Source organism: Pseudomonas sp. PSE1(2024) (assembly GCF_050990555.1).
GTDB classification, from domain to species: Bacteria; Pseudomonadota; Gammaproteobacteria; order Pseudomonadales; family Pseudomonadaceae; genus Aquipseudomonas; species Aquipseudomonas aphyarum.
Map to the genome: position 1 here is coordinate 6444255 of NZ_CP158967.1, position 19189 is coordinate 6463443.

A 19189-nucleotide genomic window follows, 5' to 3' on the forward strand; every position below is an offset into this window, starting at 1 on the left:
AGAAGCTGACTACGCAACCACCTGCCCTGCCCTTCGGCCCTAGACTGAGGCGACCGAATCGACAACGAAAGGGGTGCGACATGGCGAGTCTCTGGCTGTTTTTCCTGGCTTTGGCGGTGGTCTATCTGCTGCCCGGTCCGGACATGATCCTGCTGTTGCAAACCGGCGCCCGCCAGGGTCGCGGCGCAGCGCTGGCCACGGCGGTGGGTCTTGCGATTGCCCGGGGTTGTCATGTCGCATTAGCCGCTTTGGGGTTGGCGGCGCTGTTCAAGGCGGCGCCGTGGACGTTCGATGGCGTGCGCATCGCCGGGGCGGCGTACTTGCTGTGGATCGGCATTCAATGCCTGCGCACCACGCTGCTGCCGGATCTGGACGCCGGCACCGTGACGGACAGTCATGCGCAGTGGTACGCAGCCATCCGTCGCGGCCTGCTGACCAATCTGCTCAACCCGAAAGCCCTGCTGTTCTGTTCGGTGTTGCTGCCGCAGTTCATCGTGACGGATGGCGCACCGGTGCTGACGCAGTTTGCGCTGCTCGGCGCGATGCTGGTGGGCGCAGGCCTGCTGTTCGACAGCGCCTACGCCCTGACCGGCGCCGCGCTGGGCCGCTGGCTGAAACACAGCCCGACGGCCCAACGGGTGCAACAGTGGCTGTTCGGCAGCCTGTTGATCGGCTTTGCCGTGCGCCTGACGTTCGTCCAGCAGGCTTAGGTTTTGCGGGCCTTGCGCTGGCGGCGGGTAATGATTACGAGCGCAATGACGGTCAACCCGACAATGGTGCCGATCTGCACTGCACGCTTGTAGGGCCGCAACACTCCGCGTACAGCATCGACAACCTGGGTGACGTAGCGTTTGTCTGCGTTGGCGAAATCCGGATAAGGGCATTGCTGGCCGAAATAGCCGCCCCAGCCCATGTACGGACCTTCTTTCACATATCGCTGGTACAGCGCGCTTTGCTCTTGCAGGCTGCTATTGAAACCGGCTGCCGAGCACAACACCGCAGCGAACGCCTGACTGGTGTGCGGCAGATTATCCGCCGCACGACTGGCCAGCGCCGTGGCGACAAAACGGTAGTGATAACGCTCGTCCGGCTGCGCTTCACTGGCCTTCTGGCGCTGCACTTCAGCCTCGCTCACCAAAGGCCCAACTTTCAGTTCGGTGGTTTCCAGGCTGTAGTTGCCGCCGAAGGTCGCGTAATCCGGGGCCATTTCGTAGCCCAGGATGTCCATGCCCCACTCACGGGCAGTCCACGCAGCATTGAACAGTGCGCTGGCACGTTTGGTCGGCCACCATGCCGAATCGGCTTTGAGGCGTTGCTCACCATAGAGCCGCGCCTTGTTCTGCAGATCCGCGCTGTCGAAATAGCCAACCGCTTCTTCGTAGTGCCCCTCACGCAACAAGCGCCGACCCAGCAGATTGCGCAGGCTGGCGGCTACCGGCAGCGGCACGTAATTGTCACGATCCTGCTGGCTCAGCGCGGGCGGTGCCGGGACGTTGTTATCAACATAGTTTTTCAGTTCCTCGACCGTCAGCACTCGCTCGGCCACGGTCGCAGCGTCGAACCAGTAAATGCTTTGGCTGCGATACAACTGATCGAACGCCTGCAGATACTCGCCACGTTGCAGGGCCAGAATCGCGCTTTCACCCTCGACCCGGCATTTGGGCTGCACGCTTTCGAGATTCCAGTCGGCGGTGCGCCGCTCGCCCCAGGACTCGTCCTGCGGGAACGCTTGCGCGGCTTTCGCATAAGCCGCAGCCGCCGCGTTCCTGTCGCCATCGCGCACCGCCAGTTTCGCCCGCAGCCACCACGCCAGACCGCTGTCGCCAGCGTGTTCGAGGAACGCCTTGGCGCTGGCGTAATCGCCCTGTTGGTAATTCATCGCCGCCAGACGATCAGCGTTATCGAGGCTGCCGCGCGTACTCGCTTGCAGCGCCTTGACCAGCTTCTTCTCGTTCGGCGGCTCATCGCCGAACGACCAGCCGATCCGGCTGATCAACGAGGCGGTCACCAGTTGCTGCACGGCTTTGCCACGCAGCAACTTCTCCAGTCGATCCTCGGGCTCTTCGGCCAGATCGTTCATCAACAGCTTCAGCGAGGTGTAGCCGACGTTCGAGCCATGCAGGTTTTGCGTGGCGTAGAGTTCGATGGCCTTGTCCCAACTACCCGCCGTGCGCAGCGCGCGCGCTTCTTCGCCAAGGCTGGCCACGCCCAGTTCCAACGGATCGCTGAAACCGTCGATGCTCAGTTGCCGCGTCTGGTGGAAGGCTTCGATGGCGTTTTCCAAGGCTTCGAGTGCATCGCCCGCTTGGCTGCTCATGGCAAAGAACGCCCGGCCCAGCGAATAAGCGGCCCAGGTGCTGCGCAACGCACGTTGATCGGCCGGCAGCGCCAGCAACTGACGGAAATACTCGACAGCCAGTTGATGGTCACCGGCACCGAACGCTACGGCACCCGCCACATACAGACGCAGTTCCGCCGGCAGGCTCGCGCCCTGCGCGTCGACCTGATGCGCGTCGGTCAGGCTGCGCAGTTGTTTGACCAGCGCTTGCTGTTCAGGCGTCAGGCCGATCTGCTCGGCCTTGTCACGCACCTCGGCGGGTTCTGGCGCCTCGGCGTAGATGTCATCCGGATTGTGGGTGGCGGCGGTGACGTTCTTCAGCCCGGCAATGGTTTTGCCGAGGCGACTGATCTCGAACCTGAAGTTGCCCTCCGGCATTTCCGCCAGCGATTGCCCGCGATCGTCGAGCAGACGCATCGGGAAATCCGGGCCGCAGGCCAGCGCCGAGCCCAGCGGCAGGCTGAGGCTCAGGCAAAGCAGATGGCGGGGCCAGTTACGGGTCAACATGCGAACCTCCTTGATCAATATTTGCGCAGCGTGCCCAACCAATCGCACGCTGCCCGCCTGCCGGCAATCGGCCGTCGCGCAGGCGGGTGAAGGTAAGCAGATCCGCCGTCTGTTGCAACGCATAACCGGCGAGCGCATCGGCGCCTTCGCAGCCCCGGGCTTTGAGGGTGATGCGGGCAGGCCAGGCGCTGTCGAGGTTGCCGACGTTACGCAGGGCGATGTCTTGCAGGCCGTTCTGTTCGGTAAACGTCAGGCCAAGCTGGCTGCTCAATACATCGCCTCGGGCGACCGCACGCAGTGTGCTCAGGCTCCAGGCTCTGCGGTCGTTGGCCAACGGCAGCCGAAACCAGATCAGACCGGCCAGGTGCGCCGGGCGATCCTCGCGTAACTCATTGGCCAACCGGCCCAGTTGTTGTGGATCGGCGAGCAATTCGCGTCGCTGGCCACCCCGTTCGAGTGGCACTTCGCTTTCCACCACCGGAGCGCCATCGGCATCCGCCAACAACGCCACGCCATAGGCCGGCAGCGCCAGATAAAACGGTTTATCGGTCACCCGCCCCCAGGCCTTGGCCCAGCGCTGCGCCTGCTCGGGATCGAACAGACCGCGACGCGGATCACTGACGGCGTGCACCTGCAATACACTGCTATCGACGGTCGCCAGCAGCGCCGGCAATTGCGGGCTGTCGAGCCAGGCAGGCAGCGCGGTGATGCTCAGGGGCAGATTGGCCGGCAATGCGCCGCGCAAATGAGCGAGGAATTCGGTATAGCCCGACAGTCGGGCACTGCCGGCGTCATGGTCGATCTCGACCCCGGCCAGGGTGAGTCCCTGCCCTTGCCAGTCATCGAGCACTTGAAGGATTTGCGCCGTGACCGCTTGCGGGTCGAGCGCCTTGAGCTGGCCGTCGAGGCGAATTACCGCGATCAGCGGCCGGGCATCGCGTTTCAACAACGCAGAATCGACGCGTGCCCGACTCCATCCGGCATTCGGGAAAGCCTGCAAAGCCAAGACCCGCAACGTCGAAAAGTCGTTGCGACTGTCGTTCAGGGCCTGTACATGGGCTGGCGTCCATTGCCGTTGCCAGACATATAGCTGCTGATCGAGCGGCACTGCGTCCTGTCGTTCACAAGCACACAGCAACAACACAGCCACCAGGGCTGACCACCCGATGATAAAGCGCATACCTTGCAGATCCCTGAGACATCAGGCTGCAAGGTTACACAAAAGCGCTCAGGGCTTGCGGGCAATGATGACCTGACTTTTCGCCACCACCGCATCCAGCGCCTGCTTGATCTGCGCGCCGCGCGGCGAGTCGAGCACCGCTTGCCAGGTATCGGCCCAATGGTTGAGCAGCGGATGATCCGGGTTGCTGAATTCGACCTTGGCTTCCCAGAACAACATCATCCACATCGACCAGTAAAAGCCGTACTGGCTATGGCTGATGATCTCGAGTCCCGCCTCGCTGACCATCGCCTTGAACTGCTCTTCGCTGATGATGCGAATGTGGTTGGGCTTCTGGAAATACTCCGGCGCGGCGATGTCCTTTTGCAGGTCTTCGGAGCTGGGGTGCGGCACACTTAGCAAATACAGCGCGCCCGACTGGCCGACACGCACCAGTTCGGCAAGGAACTGCGCCGGATCGTCGACGTGCTCGATGACTTCAGTGGACACCACGCGAGTGGCGGTGCCATCGGCGATCGGCAGCGGATTGCAGTCGGTCACATGGCATTCGACGCCACGCGCCGGCGTATCGCTCAAGCGCTGGCGAGTCGCTTCGACCTTGGCGCCGTCGATGTCGGCAATGATGATCTTCGCCCCGCGCATGCCGCAGAAATGCACGTTGCCACCGTCGCCGCAGCCAACGTCGAGCAAGGTGTCATCAGCGGTCACCGGGAAGCCTTTGAACAGCTCACCGGTTTCCTGGTTGAACCAGCCGCTGAGCATCGCGTCGTGCAGGCCGAGCATGTAAGGGTCCACCTTGTCGGCGACCGGTGCGACAGCTTGTGCGGGGGCCGGAGCCGCCGTGAGTTTTTTCAGAAGGCTCAGCATGAGGTGGCTCCAGAGGACGAGACGACGGTTCGCGAGGTGGCGAGGCGTTTCACCAGCGTGGCGCCTCGATTGCGCATGGGCATTTCGATCAAGCGGTAATTGAGTTCGCTGAGCAGCACGATCAGGCCACCGGCTATCAGCAGCGTCACGATCGGATGCCCGGCCGGGCTCGGCAGACCGGCGCCCTGCAAACGGAAGGTCAGTTCCCGCACCAGTTGATAGGCCGGGATGTGGATCAGGTAAATGCCGTAGGAGCGGCTGCCGATCCATGCCATCAGTCGTTGCAGGCCCCCGGCCGGCAGCAGGTAATTGCGGTCGTACGAAGCAATCCACACCAGTACGGCGCTGAGCACGGCGATAGACCCGATGCGGTAACCGGCAAAAGTGAAACGGTCGGTGGCCATGAAACTCAGCAGCGCTCCGAGGCTGACCAGCGCGAACACTCCGGCCCATGGCCGCCGCAGAAATACCGGCTCCCAGCGGCGATAACCGGGCTGCACGCTCCACATCGCCAACAGCACGCCCAGCGCCAGCGCATCGGTACGAATCACCATCAGCAGCGGCGTGCGCACGGTGAACAATTGCACCGCCACCAGCGCCAGCAATGCCCACACCAGATGCTTGCGGCACAGCATGATCAATAGCGGGAACAACAGGTAGAACTGCTCCTCCAGCGCCAGGCTCCAGTAGACGAAGCTACTGCCGTATTCGTAATGAAAGAACGCATCGGCAAAGCGGAAATTGGCGTACTGCAGCACCCCGGCCAGGGTGGCCTGGACGTTGGCGGACCACGTGCCGAACGCGCCTGATCGATTCAGAAACACGCACGCCAGCAGCATCAGCGCCAGCCACAGCCAGGCCGACGGCAGAAGACGAAACGCCCGGCGCAGCCAGAAATTGCGCGTCTGCTCCCAGTACTCCTGGCGATTGCTGCAGCCGCGCAGCGCCGGGATCAGGCTGCGGGCGATGACAAACCCGGAGATCGCAAAAAACAGGTCGACGCCCCACCACGGCTGCGCCCAGGCATGAACCCTTTCAAGCAGCGGCACCGGGTCGGTGAACAGGCTGCCCTGCAAGTGATGAAACAGCACGCCGAGTACCGCGACAGCGCGCAGGACTTCGATGTCCATGATCCGCTTGCCGCTCATGACACACGTCCTGCATCGAGCGGTTTGCGGGCGATGATCACCTGACTCTTGGGCATGAAACGGTCGAGCATCTGTTTGATCGCCAAGCCATCGGGCTGCGCCAGCAAGTCCTGCCAGGTTCTGGCCCAACTCTCCATCAATGGTGGATACGGCGCCTGGATCCGGTCGCGCACGGCCCCGCCGAGGTCACGTCCGGCAGCCCGTTCGCTGGCCCAGAAAAAGATCATGCCCATGACCCAGAAAAACCCCGTGGCCTGGCGATGCTCGATCACCAGGCCGGCATCCTCCACCAGTGCCGCGAAGCGTTCCGGGGTGAAGATCTGCACATGGTTGGGTGACTGGTAATAACCCGCCGGGGCAATGCCCTGCTGCAAATGCTCGCCCACCGGCGCCGGCACACTGAGCAGGTACAGCGCACCGGGACGGCCCATGCGCACCAGCTCGGCCATGAACGGCTCGGGCTGATCGATGTGCTCCAGCACTTCCATGCACACGACCTTGCTCGCACAGCCGTCGCTCAGCGGCAGTGGCAGACTGTTGCTGACCAGACCGAGGCTGGCCTTGCGGCTCTGCGCTTCGACTTGCCGGGCAAGATCGCGCACCTTGTCGTGTTCGCTGTCGGTGAAGATCACCGAGGCCCCTTGGCGCACGGCGAACAATGTCGCCACGCCCTCACCGCACCCCACGTCGAGCAGGGTGTCGTCCGCGTCAATGGCAAAGCCCTTGAGCAACTCGCCACTGTCGCCGTGAAACCAGCCGTCGAGCATGGCGTCGTGCAGGCCGACGTCCCGCGGCGACACGCCGGCAGCCAGCGGTTCAGGCGCAGCAACCGGCAAAGAGACCGGCAACGATCGCGCCACCGGACGCAAACGCCTCAGCAATGCGCGGATCATGTGCCCGTGGCTTCCGTTGCAGCGACAGCGCGAGATTCCTGCACTTGAGCGAGGAAATCACGCAAACGCTGCTCGGCCACCGCCTGACTGCAGAACGCCTGGAGACTGGCAACGGCTTGCGCCGACATCTGCGCATAACGCTGGGGATCGTTCTTCGCCACCTCATAGCTGTCGCGATAAGCCACACAGACCGACGCCCAGTTGGTCATGTAGCGCAATGTGCGGAACGCCTTGCGCGGATCGTGAGGCCAGGCGGTGAGTTCATCGGTGGACTCGACCAGGAACGCGTTGTCGGTGTTCAGGTAATCGATCATCGCCGTGGTGCGCGGCGCCACGGCCGGTTTGCCGCAGGACATGAATTCCATTAGCGGCAGGCACTGACCCTCACCGTAGGAAGTGTTCACCACGTAACGGGTGGCCTGCACTAGACGCTCGTAGTCCGCGTCCGCGAGGTAGCCGTAAATCAACACGATGCGGCAGCGGTAGGACTGGTTTTTGTACAGGTGATGAAGAATGTCGCCGAGCGCTTCTTCGGCATCGTGGTGCGTGAGCTTGAGCACCAGCGTCGCGTCTTCGACGTCGCGGAATGTCACGCAGAAAGCGCTGAGCATGTCTTCCCAGTTCTTGCGCCCGTCACCGGGATTGAACACCGATGTGTAGACGACACCGTCCAGCAGCAGCTCCTGCTCGCGCACCGGTGCCTGGAAATCGATGCCCTCGCCACGGCGCAGGTGTTTCGGACCGAACGCGTCGAGATCGAGCTGACGACTGTCAGCGACCAGCCCCTTGATCGTCAGGCGCACCGGACCTGTCGAGGGCTGCCCCTGAAGCTGCACGCCCCGGGCCGCGAAGCGATCCCACACCGGCGCGGGCACCGCGACAATCGGGTAATCGGCGCCCATGGCTTCGCGCACGGCGTTGACCGTGTAGGTGGAATGGGTGATCGCCGCGCCGCAGGCCCGGAGCACTGTGCGCCAGTCATTGCGCGGCTCGTTGTCGAAGGGTTCGTTGGGGATGGTGCTGAATTCCCAGGCGAACACCGGCAACGTCGGGCATGCCAGGTGGATCGGCGTGCGGTGCGGCGGCGAGAACGACAGGAACACGCAGGGCTCGCCACGGGACAGGCATTCCAGATACAACGCATCGACTTCGCGCGCCGGATCGACGACTTCCACCACACGCCCAAGACGTTCGAGCACCGGCCGGTACTCCTTGAGCACGAAGTAATAGCTGTACTCCGAACGCCCCAGGTTCTGCGCGATGGTGTGCTGGTTGGTTTCCGAATGAATGATGATCAGCATGAGGCGTTGTCCGTCACGGGGGCGGCATCGGCAGCCAGCGGCACGAGGCCGAAAAAGTCCGCCATGCGCCGCTGCACCGGAGCGAACGCGCAGTAGTCGTGCATGCGTTCGACAGCGGCGGCAGACATGCGCGCGTATTCCTGCGGCTGTGCCTTGGCCATCCGGTAGCTGTGCTCATAGGCGCTTTTGAGCGAAGCCCAGTCCGGCCGATAGCGCAGGGTGCGGTAGAGGATGCGGGTGTCCTGGGGCCAGATCGTCAGCTCTTCGCTGGATTGCACGACGAAAGCCACCGTGTCGTCGATGTAATCTTCCATGGCCGTGTGGTCCGGGGCGATCACCGGTTTGCCGCTGGACATGAACTCCATCAATGGCAGGCACAGGCCTTCGCAGCGTGAGGCGTTTACGTAGAAACTCGCAGCCTGGTAGAGCCGCGCGTATTGCGCATCGTCCAGATAACCGTGCATCACCAGCACCCGGCAGGCGAACGGTGTCAGTTGCGCGAGCAGGGTCATCAGTTCGCTGTAGTAGGACGCCAGATCGTTCTGGGTAATCTTCAGCACCAGCGTCGCGTCAGGCGTTTCGCGAAAGGCCCAGCAGAACGCGGTGATCAGGTGGTGCCAGTTCTTGCGCCCGTCTTTGGGGTTGAACACGGTGACGTAGATCACGCCTTCCACCGCGGTCTCGACCACAGAAGAGGTGTCCGGCAGATCCAGCGGGGGTGGCTCGACCACCGCCACCGCATGCGGAGCGGCGATGGCTGGGAAACGTTTTTCAAGCCAGGCGTGTGCGCTGTCCGACAGCAGATCCTGCACACCTTCCCAGTACCAGTGGTGCAGGAATTTCACCCGTTCTTCACCCGCGCCCAGCAACCACAGACGCAGATAATGGCGGGCAATGACCAGGCGTCGTTTGACCGTCAGCGGTGGCGGGCGCAGTGCCTCGATTTCAGCCAGTTGTTCGGCGGTCAGCGGTTTGGGCAGCAAATCGTCGGCAGACAGTCCCAGCGTTCGGCTGTCGAAAATGCAGCCCTTGATCGCCAGGGTCGCGCCTGGATTGATCGGCGCACTGACGTGCTGATCACGAATGGCGGCGAAGTTTTCCCACAAGGGCGTCGGCAGCACGAGTAGCGGAAAGTCCTCGCCCATGGCGCGGTGAATCGCGCGGGCGGTGTGGCTCGAGAGCGTGATGACCCGTCCCTGTCGTGCGAGCATCTGCGTCCAGTCGTGGCGCGGATCATCGTCCCACGACTCGTCGGGGATCGAATCGAACTCCCATGCGATCACGCAGATCGTCGGGCATTCAAGGTCGGTCGGCGTATTTTGCGGCGGCGTGAATGACAGGAAAACGCTGCTTTCACCAGCACCGAGCAGGGCTCGATAGAGTGGATCGACTTCGGCGCGGCTGGATACCACATGCACCCGACCCAGGCTTTCCAGCACCGGGCGATAGGCCTTGAGCACGAAGTAGTAGCTGTATTCGGGACGCCCGAGACTCTGGCTGATGGAGCGGTCGTTGACGTCCGAGTAGAGAATGAAATTCATGGCATCCCACGGTGAAACCGCCATCCCGGCAACTTCACGCTATGACGGCCGGGCGTCGGATCGAACCGGTATCAGCGGTGTTCGTCCTGCGTCATCGGGCACGTCTCTGTTCTTGTTTTAATGTTCGGTTTGACCCTGTCGCACGATCCTTGCGAAATGCCGCCGGGGATCGCGACGAGGGGCATTCTAAACACATCCGCCGAGGATTCGGGAACCGCCCGGCGAGAAAAACCCGACTACTCTGACGAGAACTGACCAGTCACGGTTTGGCCGGTTGAAATTGCTGCGCAATTGGCACAGATTGGCAACCAAACAACTACAACAACGGCTTCACCCGTCGTTCTGCCGGATTTTTCTCTCGGTCTGACAGACATTCCCTTAAAGCCTGTGGGAAGTGGTGAAAGTTAAAGACCAAGGGGTCGCTGTTTGAAAAAAAGTCTGTTCATCACGGGTCTCAGTGGATTCGTGGGACAACACATCCAGTCACGTCTGCAAGGGGAAGACGCGTCGTGGGAGCTGCTGCCTGCCGCCTCACCCTACGACCTGACAAAACCGGCCAGCCTCATCGACCTGTGGCCTCAGCTGCCCGATGCGGTCATTCACCTGGCTGGCCAGACCTTCGTTCCCGAAGCCTTTCGCGATCCGGCACGCACCTTCGATATCAATCTGCATGGCACCTTGAACCTGTTGCAGGCACTCAAGGCCCGGGGCTTCAAGGGTACGTTCCTGTATGTCAGCTCGGGCGACGTCTACGGCCAGGTTGAAGAACCCGCACTGCCGATCACCGAACAACAACCACCCTGCCCGCGCAATCCTTATGCAGTGAGCAAACTGTCGGCCGAATTTCTCAGCCTGCAATGGGGGTTGAGCGAAGGCTGGCCGGTGCTGGTGGCGCGCCCGTTCAACCACATCGGCACCGGGCAGAAAGAAGGCTTCGTCATCGCCAGCGCCGCGCGACAGATCAACCGCATCAAACAAGGCCTGCAAGCGCCGCAACTGGAAGTCGGTGACATCGATGTCACCCGCGATTTCCTAGATGTCGGCGACGTGGTTTCGGCCTACTTCGCGTTGCTGGAAAAAGGCACGCCAGGACAGGTCTACAACATTTGCTCAGGTCGTGAGCAAAGCATCCGCAGCCTCATCGAACAGATGGGCGACCTGGCCGAGGTCGAGCTGCAACTGGTTCAGGACCCGGCGCGCATGCGCCGCGCAGATCAGCGTCGCGTTTGTGGCAGCCATCAACGGCTGGCCCGAACCACAGGATGGACGCCGAAAATCACTACACAACAATCCCTGCGGGCGATCCTGTCCGACTGGGAGACGCGAGTACGACAAGAATGACAAAAAGTGCATTGATCACAGGGATTACCGGCCAGGACGGCGCCTATCTGGCCAGACTGTTGCTCGACAAGGGTTACAAGGTTCACGGCCTGGTGGCACGACGCAGCAGCGACTCGCGATGGCGTCTGCGCGAGATGGGCGTTGAAGCCGACATCGTTTACCTGGACGGCGACATGGCCGACGCCTGCTCGGTGCAGCGCGCGGTGATCAAGTCGGCACCGGACGAGGTGTATAACCTGGCGGCCCAAAGCTTCGTCGCGGCTTCCTGGGACCAACCGGTGACCACCGGCATCGTCGATGGCCTGGGCGTGACTCACCTGCTCGAAGCGATCCGTCAGTTCAGCCCGCACACGCGTTTCTATCAGGCTTCCACCAGCGAAATGTTCGGCCTGATCCAGGCCGAGCAGCAGGACGAGAACACCCCGTTCTACCCGCGCAGCCCTTACGGCGTGGCCAAGCTCTATGGCCACTGGATCACCGTCAACTACCGCGAAAGTTTCAACCTGCACGCCAGCAGCGGCATTCTGTTCAACCATGAATCGCCACTGCGCGGCATCGAATTCGTGACCCGCAAGGTCACCGATGCGGCGGCCCGGATCAAGCAGGGTAAACAGCAGGAGCTGGCCCTGGGCAACATCGACGCCAAGCGCGACTGGGGTTTCGCTGGTGACTACGTCGAGGCCATGTGGCTGATGCTGCAACAGGACAAGCCTGACGATTTCGTGGTCGCCACCGGCGTCACCACCACCGTGCGCGAGATGTGCCGCATCGCCTTCGATCATGTCGGTCTCAACTACCGCGACTACGTGAAGATCGATCCGGCGTTCTTCCGCCCGGCTGAAGTCGAAGTGCTGCTCGGCAACCCGGCCAAGGCCCAGCGCGTGCTCGGCTGGAAACCCAAGACCGACCTCGACACCCTGATCCGCATGATGATGGATGCGGACATGAAACGCGTCGCCAAGGAGTAGGTCATGCTGATCCCCGTGATTCTGTCCGGCGGTGCCGGCACCCGTTTGTGGCCGGTGTCCCGCGAGGGCCACCCGAAGCCGTTCATGACCCTGCCCGACGGCCAGTCGCTGCTGGGCAAGACCTACCGCCGCGCCGCCGCGCTGCTGGACGGCTGGGGCGACATCGTCACGGTGACCAATCGCGAGTACTACTTCCAGAGCAAGGATCACTATCAGGCCGCGCGCCTGTCCCGGCATCGCGGGCACTTCCTGCTCGAGCCCACCGGACGCAACACCGCGCCGGCCATCGCGGCGGCAGCACTGTCGCTGCAAGCCCTGCACGGTGATGCGGCAATCATGGTGGTGATGCCCGCCGACCACTTGATCGTCAATGAAGACGCGCTCAAAAGCGCGGTCGAACACGCGGTCAATCTGGCGAAGGACGGTTATCTGGTGACCTTCGGCGTAGTGCCGACTACCCCGGAAACCGGCTTCGGCTACATAGAAACAGGAGCGCCGCTGGATGCCAGAGGCGCGGCCAAAGTGCAGCGTTTCGTGGAAAAACCCGATCTGCAAACCGCCACCCATTACCTGGAAAGCGGTAACTTCCTGTGGAACTCGGGGATGTTCTGCTTCACCACCGCGACCCTGATCGCCGAGCTGGAGCTGCACGCCCCCGAGCTGCTGGAGCAGACCCGCGCCTGCATGGCCGCCAGCGAACCGCTGGAAACCACGGGTTATCTGCAACAGGAGCTGTCGCCGCAGCTGTTCGCCGAGATCACGGACATCTCCATCGACTACGCGTTGATGGAGCGCTCGGAAAAAGTCGTGGTGGTGCCCGCCGGTTTCGACTGGAGCGACATCGGTTCGTGGGGCGCAGTCGCCGCGCTGGTGCCGGCCGACGCGGATAACAACCGTGCGAGCGGCGAAGCGATCTTCATCGACAGCCGCAATAACTTCGTTCAAAGCGAAGGCCGGCTGGTGGCCGCTGTGGGTGTGGAAGACCTGATCGTCATCGACACCGCCGACGCTGTGCTGGTGGCCCATGCCGACCGTGCGCAGGATGTGCGGCGGGTGGCCAAGCAGCTCAAGGACAAATCCCACGAGGCCTATCGCCTGCATCGTACGGTCAGCCGTCCGTGGGGCACCTACACCGTGCTCGAGGAAGGCCCGCGCTTCAAGATCAAACGCATCGTGGTCAAACCCGGCGGCAAGCTGTCGTTGCAGATGCACCATCACCGCAATGAGCACTGGGTGGTGGTCGAAGGCATGGCCAAGGTCACCAACAACGGCAGCGGCACGACCCTGGTGGCGAAAAACGAATCAACGTTCATCGCCGCCGGTCACAAGCATCGTCTGGAGAACCCCGGCGTGATCGACCTGGTGATCATCGAAGTGCAAAGTGGCGAATACCTGGGAGAGGACGACATCGTCCGCTTCGAAGACCAATATGGCAGGACGGTGTGAATGCTGCTTTCCCTGTACCGCTCGCTGCACGACTACCGGGGTTTCATCCTCGGTAGCGTCAAGCGGGAGTTTCAAGCGCGGTATCGCAATTCGCTGTTCGGCGCGCTGTGGACGGTACTCAACCCGCTGTCGATGATCATCGTGTACACGGTGATCTTTTCCCACATCATGCGCGCCCGTCTGCCCGGCGTGGACGACGGCATGGCCTACAGCGTCTACCTGTGTGCCGGGCTGCTGACCTGGGGCCTGTTCTCGGAAATCACCCTGCGCAGCCAGAACATGTTTCTGGAAAACGCCAACCTGCTGAAGAAAATCAGCTTCCCGCGCCTGTGTCTGCCGGTGATCGTGCTGCTCAATGCCGGCATCAACTTCGCGATCATCATCGGCCTGTTCCTCGGTTTTCTGTTGATCACCGGACGCTGGCCGGGCATGGCCCTGTTGGCACTGGCGCCGCTGCTGGCGCTGCAAGTGCTGTTCTGCGCCGGGCTGGGAATGATCCTCGGCGTGCTTAACGTGTTTTTTCGCGATGTCGGGCAATTGTTCGCCATCTGCCTGCAATTCTGGTTCTGGCTGACGCCGATCGTGTACCCGCTGAGCATCCTGCCCGAGTGGGTGCAGCGCCTGCTGCAGCTCAATCCGCTGACCAACCTGATCGGCAGTTACCAGAACCTGTTTCTCTACGGTCAGTGGCCGGTGTGGAGTTCGCTGGTGCCGATCTTCGTGATCGGCCTGCTGTTGTGCGCGGTCGGCCTGCGCCTGTTCCGCCGCCGGGTCGGCGAAATGGTGGATGAACTCTGATGGGGCACATACGCGTCACCGGCCTGGGCAAGGCCTACAAGCAGTACCCCACTCGCTGGAGCCGTCTGGCCGAATGGCTGATTCCGTTTTCGCCCATGCGTCATCGCCAGCACTGGGTGCTGCAGGATGTGAATTTCGAAATCGCCCCCGGTGAAGCGGTGGGCATTGTCGGGGTCAACGGCGCCGGCAAAAGCACCCTGCTGAAAATGATCACCGGCACCACTCAACCCACCTGCGGCCAGATCCAGCTCGAGGGCCGGGTCGCGGCGCTGCTGGAACTGGGCATGGGTTTTCACCCGGACTTCACCGGTCGACAGAATGCGGTGATGGCCGGGCAACTGCTGGGCATGCAGGTCGAAGACATCGAAGCACTGATGCCCGACATCGAACGCTTTGCGGAAATCGGCGAGGCCATCGATCACCCGGTGCGCACCTATTCCAGCGGCATGCAGATGCGCCTGGCCTTCAGCGTTGCCACCGCGCGCCGCCCCGACATTCTGATCGTCGACGAAGCGCTGTCGGTGGGCGACGCCTACTTTCAGCACAAGAGCTTCGACCGCATCCGCAGCTTCCGCAAGGCCGGCACCACGCTGTTGATCGTGTCCCATGACCGTTCCGCGATCCAGTCGATCTGCGACTCGGCGATCCTGCTCGAAGGCGGCCACATGGTCATGCATGACAAGCCCGAAGCGGTCATGGATTACTACAACGCCCTGCTCGCCGAACGCGAAGGCCAGACCGTGCGCCAGGAACTGCTCGATGGCGGCCAGGTGCGGACCGTGTCCGGCACCGGCGAGGCCGGAATCCTCAGCGTGCGCCTGCTCGATGAACGCGAACGTTCGATCGAAGCCGCCGAAGTCGGTCAGCCGGTCACACTCGAAGTTGAAGTGGAGATTCGCCAGGACATCGAACGGCTGGTGCTCGGCTTCATGATCAAGGATCGCCTGGGCCAGGCCATGTACGGCATCAACACTCATCGCCAGAATCAGGCGCTGGATGACCTGCGCGCAGGCGAGCGCATCACCTATCGTTTCGCTTTCGTCATGGGCCTGGGCAAGGGCAACTATTCAATCGCCCTGAGCCTGTCGCGGCTGGATTCGCACCTGGACCGCAACTTCGAATGGCGTGACTACGGCCTGGTGTTCCACGTGATCAACAACCGTCGGGAAGATTTCGTCGGCTGTTCCTGGCTGGGCGCCAGCACCTCGATCACCCGCCATGCGGACAGCCTCGCGGAGCGTGCGCCATGACCCGCCTGCTGGTCGAATGCACCCACGTGTTCAAACACCCGAAGGTCAATTCGGGGATCCAGCGGGTGGTACGCAACGTCATCAAACAGTTGCCGCCGAGCGCCGAAGGCGTCGAATGCGTACCGGTGGTTCTGCTCAAGGGCCAGCTATACCGTGTGAAGCGTCTGGCGCCGCTGGATTCGCCGCTGTTCAATGCCATCGTCACGTTTGGCGAACGCCTGGAGCGGCTGGCCCATCGCTTCTGGCAACTGCATCAGCGGCTTGACACGCGTTGCCGCACAAAACTGGCAAGACGCCTGTTGTACGTCGGCTATCGCCTGACCTCGTTCGGTGCATTCGGAGTACCGTTGCGGCTGGTCGGGCAGGTCAATCGCTATCAATTGCCTCAACGCTGCGAACCGCTGCAACACCAGCCGGGCGATCAACTGGTGCTGCTGGATTCGTCCTGGCATTCTGACTTTTTCCTTCATGCCGAGCGCCTCAAGCACGAAGGTCTGGGCATCGTTGCGGTGATCTACGACCTGATTCCCCTGTCCCACCCGCAGTTCTACGACACGCGGCTGGTCGAGGTGTACAGCGAGTGGTTCGACTGGATCGCCCGCAATGCCGACGGCTTCATGGCGATTTCAGCCACGGTGCGCGATCAGGTGCATGCAGAACTGCAACGTCGCCTTGGTTCGGCACAAGTCGGCAAACGCTGGTTCGACTACTTTCACCTCGGTTCGGAGCTGGATCTGCAAAGCGTCGAAGCCGCCGTCGAACCGCGTCTGCAACAGCTATTCGCCACACCCGAACCGGTGTTCCTGATGGTCAGCACCATCGAGCCGCGCAAGAACCACGACTATCTGCTGGATGCCTTCGACCATGCGTGGGCAAACGGTTCGAACGCCCGGTTGTGCATTGCCGGGCGCATTGGCTGGAAGTGCGACGCGCTGCTCGCCCGGATTCGCCATCATCCCGAGCTGAACCGGCGCCTGTTCATGTTCAACGACTTGAGCGACACCAGCCTTGAGCACGCCTACGCCCATGCCAGCGCACTGGTGTTTCCGTCGTTCGTCGAAGGTTTCGGCCTGCCGCTGGTGGAAGCCATGCAGCGCGGGTTGCCGGCGATGGGCAGCGACATCCCGGTGTTCCGCGAGATTGGCGGTGAATTCATGGCGTATTTCGATCTGCAATCGCCGCAAAGTCTCGCCGAGCTGGTGCAGACCTTTGAGCGCAACGGTCGATTCCCCGCCGCCCGCGATGTCAGCGACTGGCAATGGATCGGCTGGCGTGAAGCCAGCGCGCAACTGGCCGAGCGTACCGCGCGCCATGTGCTGGAGGCGCCTCAGGTGCCAGCGAGGCAACATGCGCATAGCCCTTAACGCCCGAATCCTCCAGGCGCCGCGCACCGGCATTGGCCATTACGTGGCCGAACTGGTGAATGCCTTGCACGCTGAAACCGATATCGAGATGGCGCTGTTCCATGGCTGGGGCTGGAGCTCGCAACTGCCGGAAGCGGCGATGCCCGGTTATTCGCGCCTGACGCCATTGCTGCGGCAGATCCCCGGCGCCTATCAGGCGCGCCGCTGGCTGGAGCAGAAACGCTTCGATCAGGGCCCTGCGCAACCGGTCGATCTGTATCACGAACCGAGCCTGTGGCCGCTGGCCTTCGATGGTCCGACCGTGATTACCCTGCACGATCTCACGCACCTGCATTTCCCCGAGACCCAGCCGCCAGCACGGCTGCGGGAAATCGAACGGCGGCTCACCGACGGTTTACGCCAGGCGCGGATCATTCTGACCGACTCGCAAGCCATCGCTGACGAGGCCCGGGAGTATTTCGGATTGCCCGCCGAGCGCTTCGTCGTCGCGCCGCTGGGTGTCGCCGAGCGTTTCCATCCGCGCGAGCCGCAAGACATCGATGCGGTGCTCAAGGCCCATGCGGTCGAGTACCGGGAGTATTTCCTCTGCGTCGGCACCCTGGAGCCGCGCAAGAACCTGAACCTGGCCCTGCGCGCCCACGCGCTGTTGCCAGACCTGGTGCGCCAGCGTTTCCCGCTGTTGATCGTCGGCATGGCCGGCTGGCAGCGCGACCAGTTCAGTGATGAATTGCGACAGGCACTGGCTTGCGGGCACGTGTGCCTGCTCGGCTACCTGCCCGATGAGCAAGTCGCGCAATTACTGGCCGGCGCACGGGCGCTGATTTTTCCGTCGCTGTATGAAGGTTTCGGCCTGCCGGTGCTGGAAGCGATGGCCAGCGGCACGCCAGTGGTACTCACCCGCTCTTCGGCCATGCCGGAAGTGGCGGGCGACGCCGGCAACTATATTGAAGCTGACGATGCAGACGGCTTGCGTGATGCGATGAGCCGACTGATCGATGATCAAGCGCACTGGCAGGCATGCCGGGAAGCCGGATTGCAGCAGGCACGGCTTTTTTCCTGGAAGCGTTGCGCGCAGGCCACGGCCGGCGCCTACCACCAGGCCATGGGAGGTTGAATGCGAGTTCTTCATTTCTTCAAGACGTACCTGCCTGACTCGGTCGGCGGTATCGAGCAAGTCATCTTTCAACTCTGCGAGAGTGGCGCCCAGCACGGCATCGAAGGCCAGGTGCTGACGCTCAGCGCCAATCCAGAGCCTGCGGTGGTGCGTCTCGGCCAGCACGAAGTGCATCGGGCCAAACTGGATATCCAGTTCGCCTCCACCGGTTTTTCCTGGAGCGTGTTCAAGCAGTTTCGCGAACTGGCCGCCGAAGCCGACGTGATCAACTACCACTTCCCGTGGCCGTTCATGGATCTGGTGCATTTCGCCAGCGGCGTGAACAAACCGACGGTGGTGACGTACCACTCGGACATCATTCGCCAGAAGCACCTGCTCAAACTCTATCGCCCGCTGATGAACCGTTTCCTCGCCAGCGCCGACCGGATTGTCGCGGCCTCGCCGAACTACTTGCACACCAGCGATGTGTTGCAGCAATTCCAGGACAAGACCCGCGTCATACCCTATGGCTTGAACAAGGCCGGTTATCCACAGCCCGACGTCGAACGCATGAACCGTTGGCGTCAGCAGCTTGGGGATAAGTTTTTCCTGTTTGTCGGAGTGATGCGCTATTACAAGGGCCTGCACATTCTGCTCGATGCATTGAAGGACGTGGACTATCCGGTGGTGATCGTCGGCGCCGGCCCGCTGGAGCAGGAACTGCACGCCCAGGCCGCTGCGCTGGGCCTGCGCAACATTCACTTCCTCGGCCGTTTGAGCGATGAAGACAAGGTCGCCCTGCTGCAACTGAGCTACGCCATCGTCTTCCCTTCGCACCTGCGCTCGGAAGCGTTCGGCATCTCGCTGCTCGAAGGCGCGATGTACGGCAAGCCGATGATCTCAAGCGAGATCGGCACCGGCACCAGCTACATCAATATCCACAACGAGACGGGACTGGTGGTGCCACCGAGTCATCCACAGGCGTTTCGCGAAGCGATGCGCATCCTGTGGGAAAACCCGGCCCGCGCCGCCGAAATGGGCCTCAAGGCTGAGGCCCGCTATCGGCAGTTATTCACAGCCGACGAAATGGGCCGCAAGTGGAACGAGTTGTATCAGGAGCTGCTGGAGGAAAAGGCGTTGTCCTACGCCTGATC

At 62.3% G+C, this 19189-nt stretch carries 16 protein-coding genes; 9 read left to right on the forward strand and 7 right to left on the reverse strand.

The genetic code is table 11. From position 1 onward, the window contains the following. Positions 1-80 precede the first annotated feature (80 nt). Complete coding sequence (locus ABTV87_RS29460) at positions 81-710, forward strand: LysE family translocator (protein ID WP_433898777.1); 630 nt, start codon at positions 81-83, stop codon at positions 708-710. Here the strand turns inward: ABTV87_RS29460 and ABTV87_RS29465 are convergent. The 7 genes from ABTV87_RS29465 to ABTV87_RS29495 are packed head-to-tail and all read right to left on the reverse strand — an operon-like array spanning position 707 to position 9775. Continuing rightward, positions 707-2845: a hypothetical protein gene (locus ABTV87_RS29465; protein WP_433898778.1), complete on the reverse strand. Its 2139-nt coding sequence runs from the start codon at positions 2843-2845 to the stop codon at positions 707-709. The two genes, ABTV87_RS29460 and ABTV87_RS29465, sit on opposite strands and share 4 nt — an antisense overlap. After that, a complete protein-coding gene (locus ABTV87_RS29470; protein WP_221535497.1) occupies positions 2832-4025 on the reverse strand; it encodes a DUF3142 domain-containing protein in 1194 nt (397 codons plus the stop codon). Before ABTV87_RS29470 ends, ABTV87_RS29465 begins: the two co-directional genes overlap by 14 nt. Positions 4026-4073: 48 nt before the next feature. Continuing rightward, positions 4074-4892, reverse strand: coding sequence for a class I SAM-dependent methyltransferase (locus tag ABTV87_RS29475; protein ID WP_007954201.1), 819 nt, complete (start codon positions 4890-4892; stop codon positions 4074-4076). After that, complete coding sequence (locus ABTV87_RS29480; RefSeq protein WP_085606285.1) at positions 4886-6040, reverse strand: acyltransferase family protein; 1155 nt, start codon at positions 6038-6040, stop codon at positions 4886-4888. Before ABTV87_RS29480 ends, ABTV87_RS29475 begins: the two co-directional genes overlap by 7 nt. Further along, positions 6037-6933, reverse strand: coding sequence for a class I SAM-dependent methyltransferase (locus ABTV87_RS29485; RefSeq protein ID WP_085606287.1), 897 nt, complete (start codon positions 6931-6933; stop codon positions 6037-6039). The genes ABTV87_RS29480 and ABTV87_RS29485 overlap by 4 nt, the downstream gene beginning before the upstream one ends. Next, positions 6930-8234: a glycosyltransferase gene (locus ABTV87_RS29490; protein ID WP_433898779.1), complete on the reverse strand. Its 1305-nt coding sequence runs from the start codon at positions 8232-8234 to the stop codon at positions 6930-6932. The genes ABTV87_RS29485 and ABTV87_RS29490 overlap by 4 nt, the downstream gene beginning before the upstream one ends. Next, positions 8228-9775 carry a glycosyltransferase family 4 protein gene (locus ABTV87_RS29495; RefSeq protein WP_433898780.1) on the reverse strand — a complete coding sequence of 516 codons (1548 nt, stop codon included), beginning with the start codon at positions 9773-9775 and terminating at the stop codon, positions 8228-8230. Before ABTV87_RS29495 ends, ABTV87_RS29490 begins: the two co-directional genes overlap by 7 nt. Before the next feature lie 426 nt (positions 9776-10201). Here ABTV87_RS29495 and ABTV87_RS29500 point away from each other — a divergent pair, with 426 nt between their 5' ends. The 8 genes from ABTV87_RS29500 to ABTV87_RS29535 are packed head-to-tail and all read left to right on the forward strand — an operon-like array spanning position 10202 to position 19187. Beyond that, positions 10202-11116, forward strand: a complete 915-nt coding sequence (locus ABTV87_RS29500) for a GDP-mannose 4,6-dehydratase (protein WP_433898781.1) — start codon at positions 10202-10204, stop codon at positions 11114-11116. Beyond that, positions 11113-12084 (forward strand): GDP-mannose 4,6-dehydratase, encoded by a 972-nt coding sequence (gene gmd / locus ABTV87_RS29505; protein ID WP_007954189.1) that lies wholly within the window; start codon positions 11113-11115, stop codon positions 12082-12084. The genes ABTV87_RS29500 and gmd overlap by 4 nt, the downstream gene beginning before the upstream one ends. Positions 12085-12087: 3 nt before the next feature. Next, positions 12088-13530 carry a mannose-1-phosphate guanylyltransferase/mannose-6-phosphate isomerase gene (locus ABTV87_RS29510; RefSeq protein ID WP_258712667.1) on the forward strand — a complete coding sequence of 481 codons (1443 nt, stop codon included), beginning with the start codon at positions 12088-12090 and terminating at the stop codon, positions 13528-13530. Next, entirely contained in the window at positions 13531-14328 is a 798-nt protein-coding gene (locus ABTV87_RS29515; RefSeq protein WP_085606296.1) for an ABC transporter permease, read from the forward strand. Then, positions 14328-15578, forward strand: coding sequence for an ABC transporter ATP-binding protein (locus tag ABTV87_RS29520; protein ID WP_127800772.1), 1251 nt, complete (start codon positions 14328-14330; stop codon positions 15576-15578). The genes ABTV87_RS29515 and ABTV87_RS29520 overlap by 1 nt, the downstream gene beginning before the upstream one ends. Continuing rightward, positions 15575-16942 carry a glycosyltransferase family 4 protein gene (locus ABTV87_RS29525; RefSeq protein WP_433898782.1) on the forward strand — a complete coding sequence of 456 codons (1368 nt, stop codon included), beginning with the start codon at positions 15575-15577 and terminating at the stop codon, positions 16940-16942. Before ABTV87_RS29520 ends, ABTV87_RS29525 begins: the two co-directional genes overlap by 4 nt. Then, the gene (locus tag ABTV87_RS29530) at positions 16926-18056 is read left to right on the forward strand and encodes a glycosyltransferase family 4 protein (protein ID WP_433898783.1); all 1131 of its coding nucleotides are present in this window, start codon (positions 16926-16928) and stop codon (positions 18054-18056) included. Before ABTV87_RS29525 ends, ABTV87_RS29530 begins: the two co-directional genes overlap by 17 nt. Next, positions 18057-19187: a glycosyltransferase family 4 protein gene (locus ABTV87_RS29535; protein ID WP_433898784.1), complete on the forward strand. Its 1131-nt coding sequence runs from the start codon at positions 18057-18059 to the stop codon at positions 19185-19187. Positions 19188-19189: the final 2 nt, after the last annotated feature.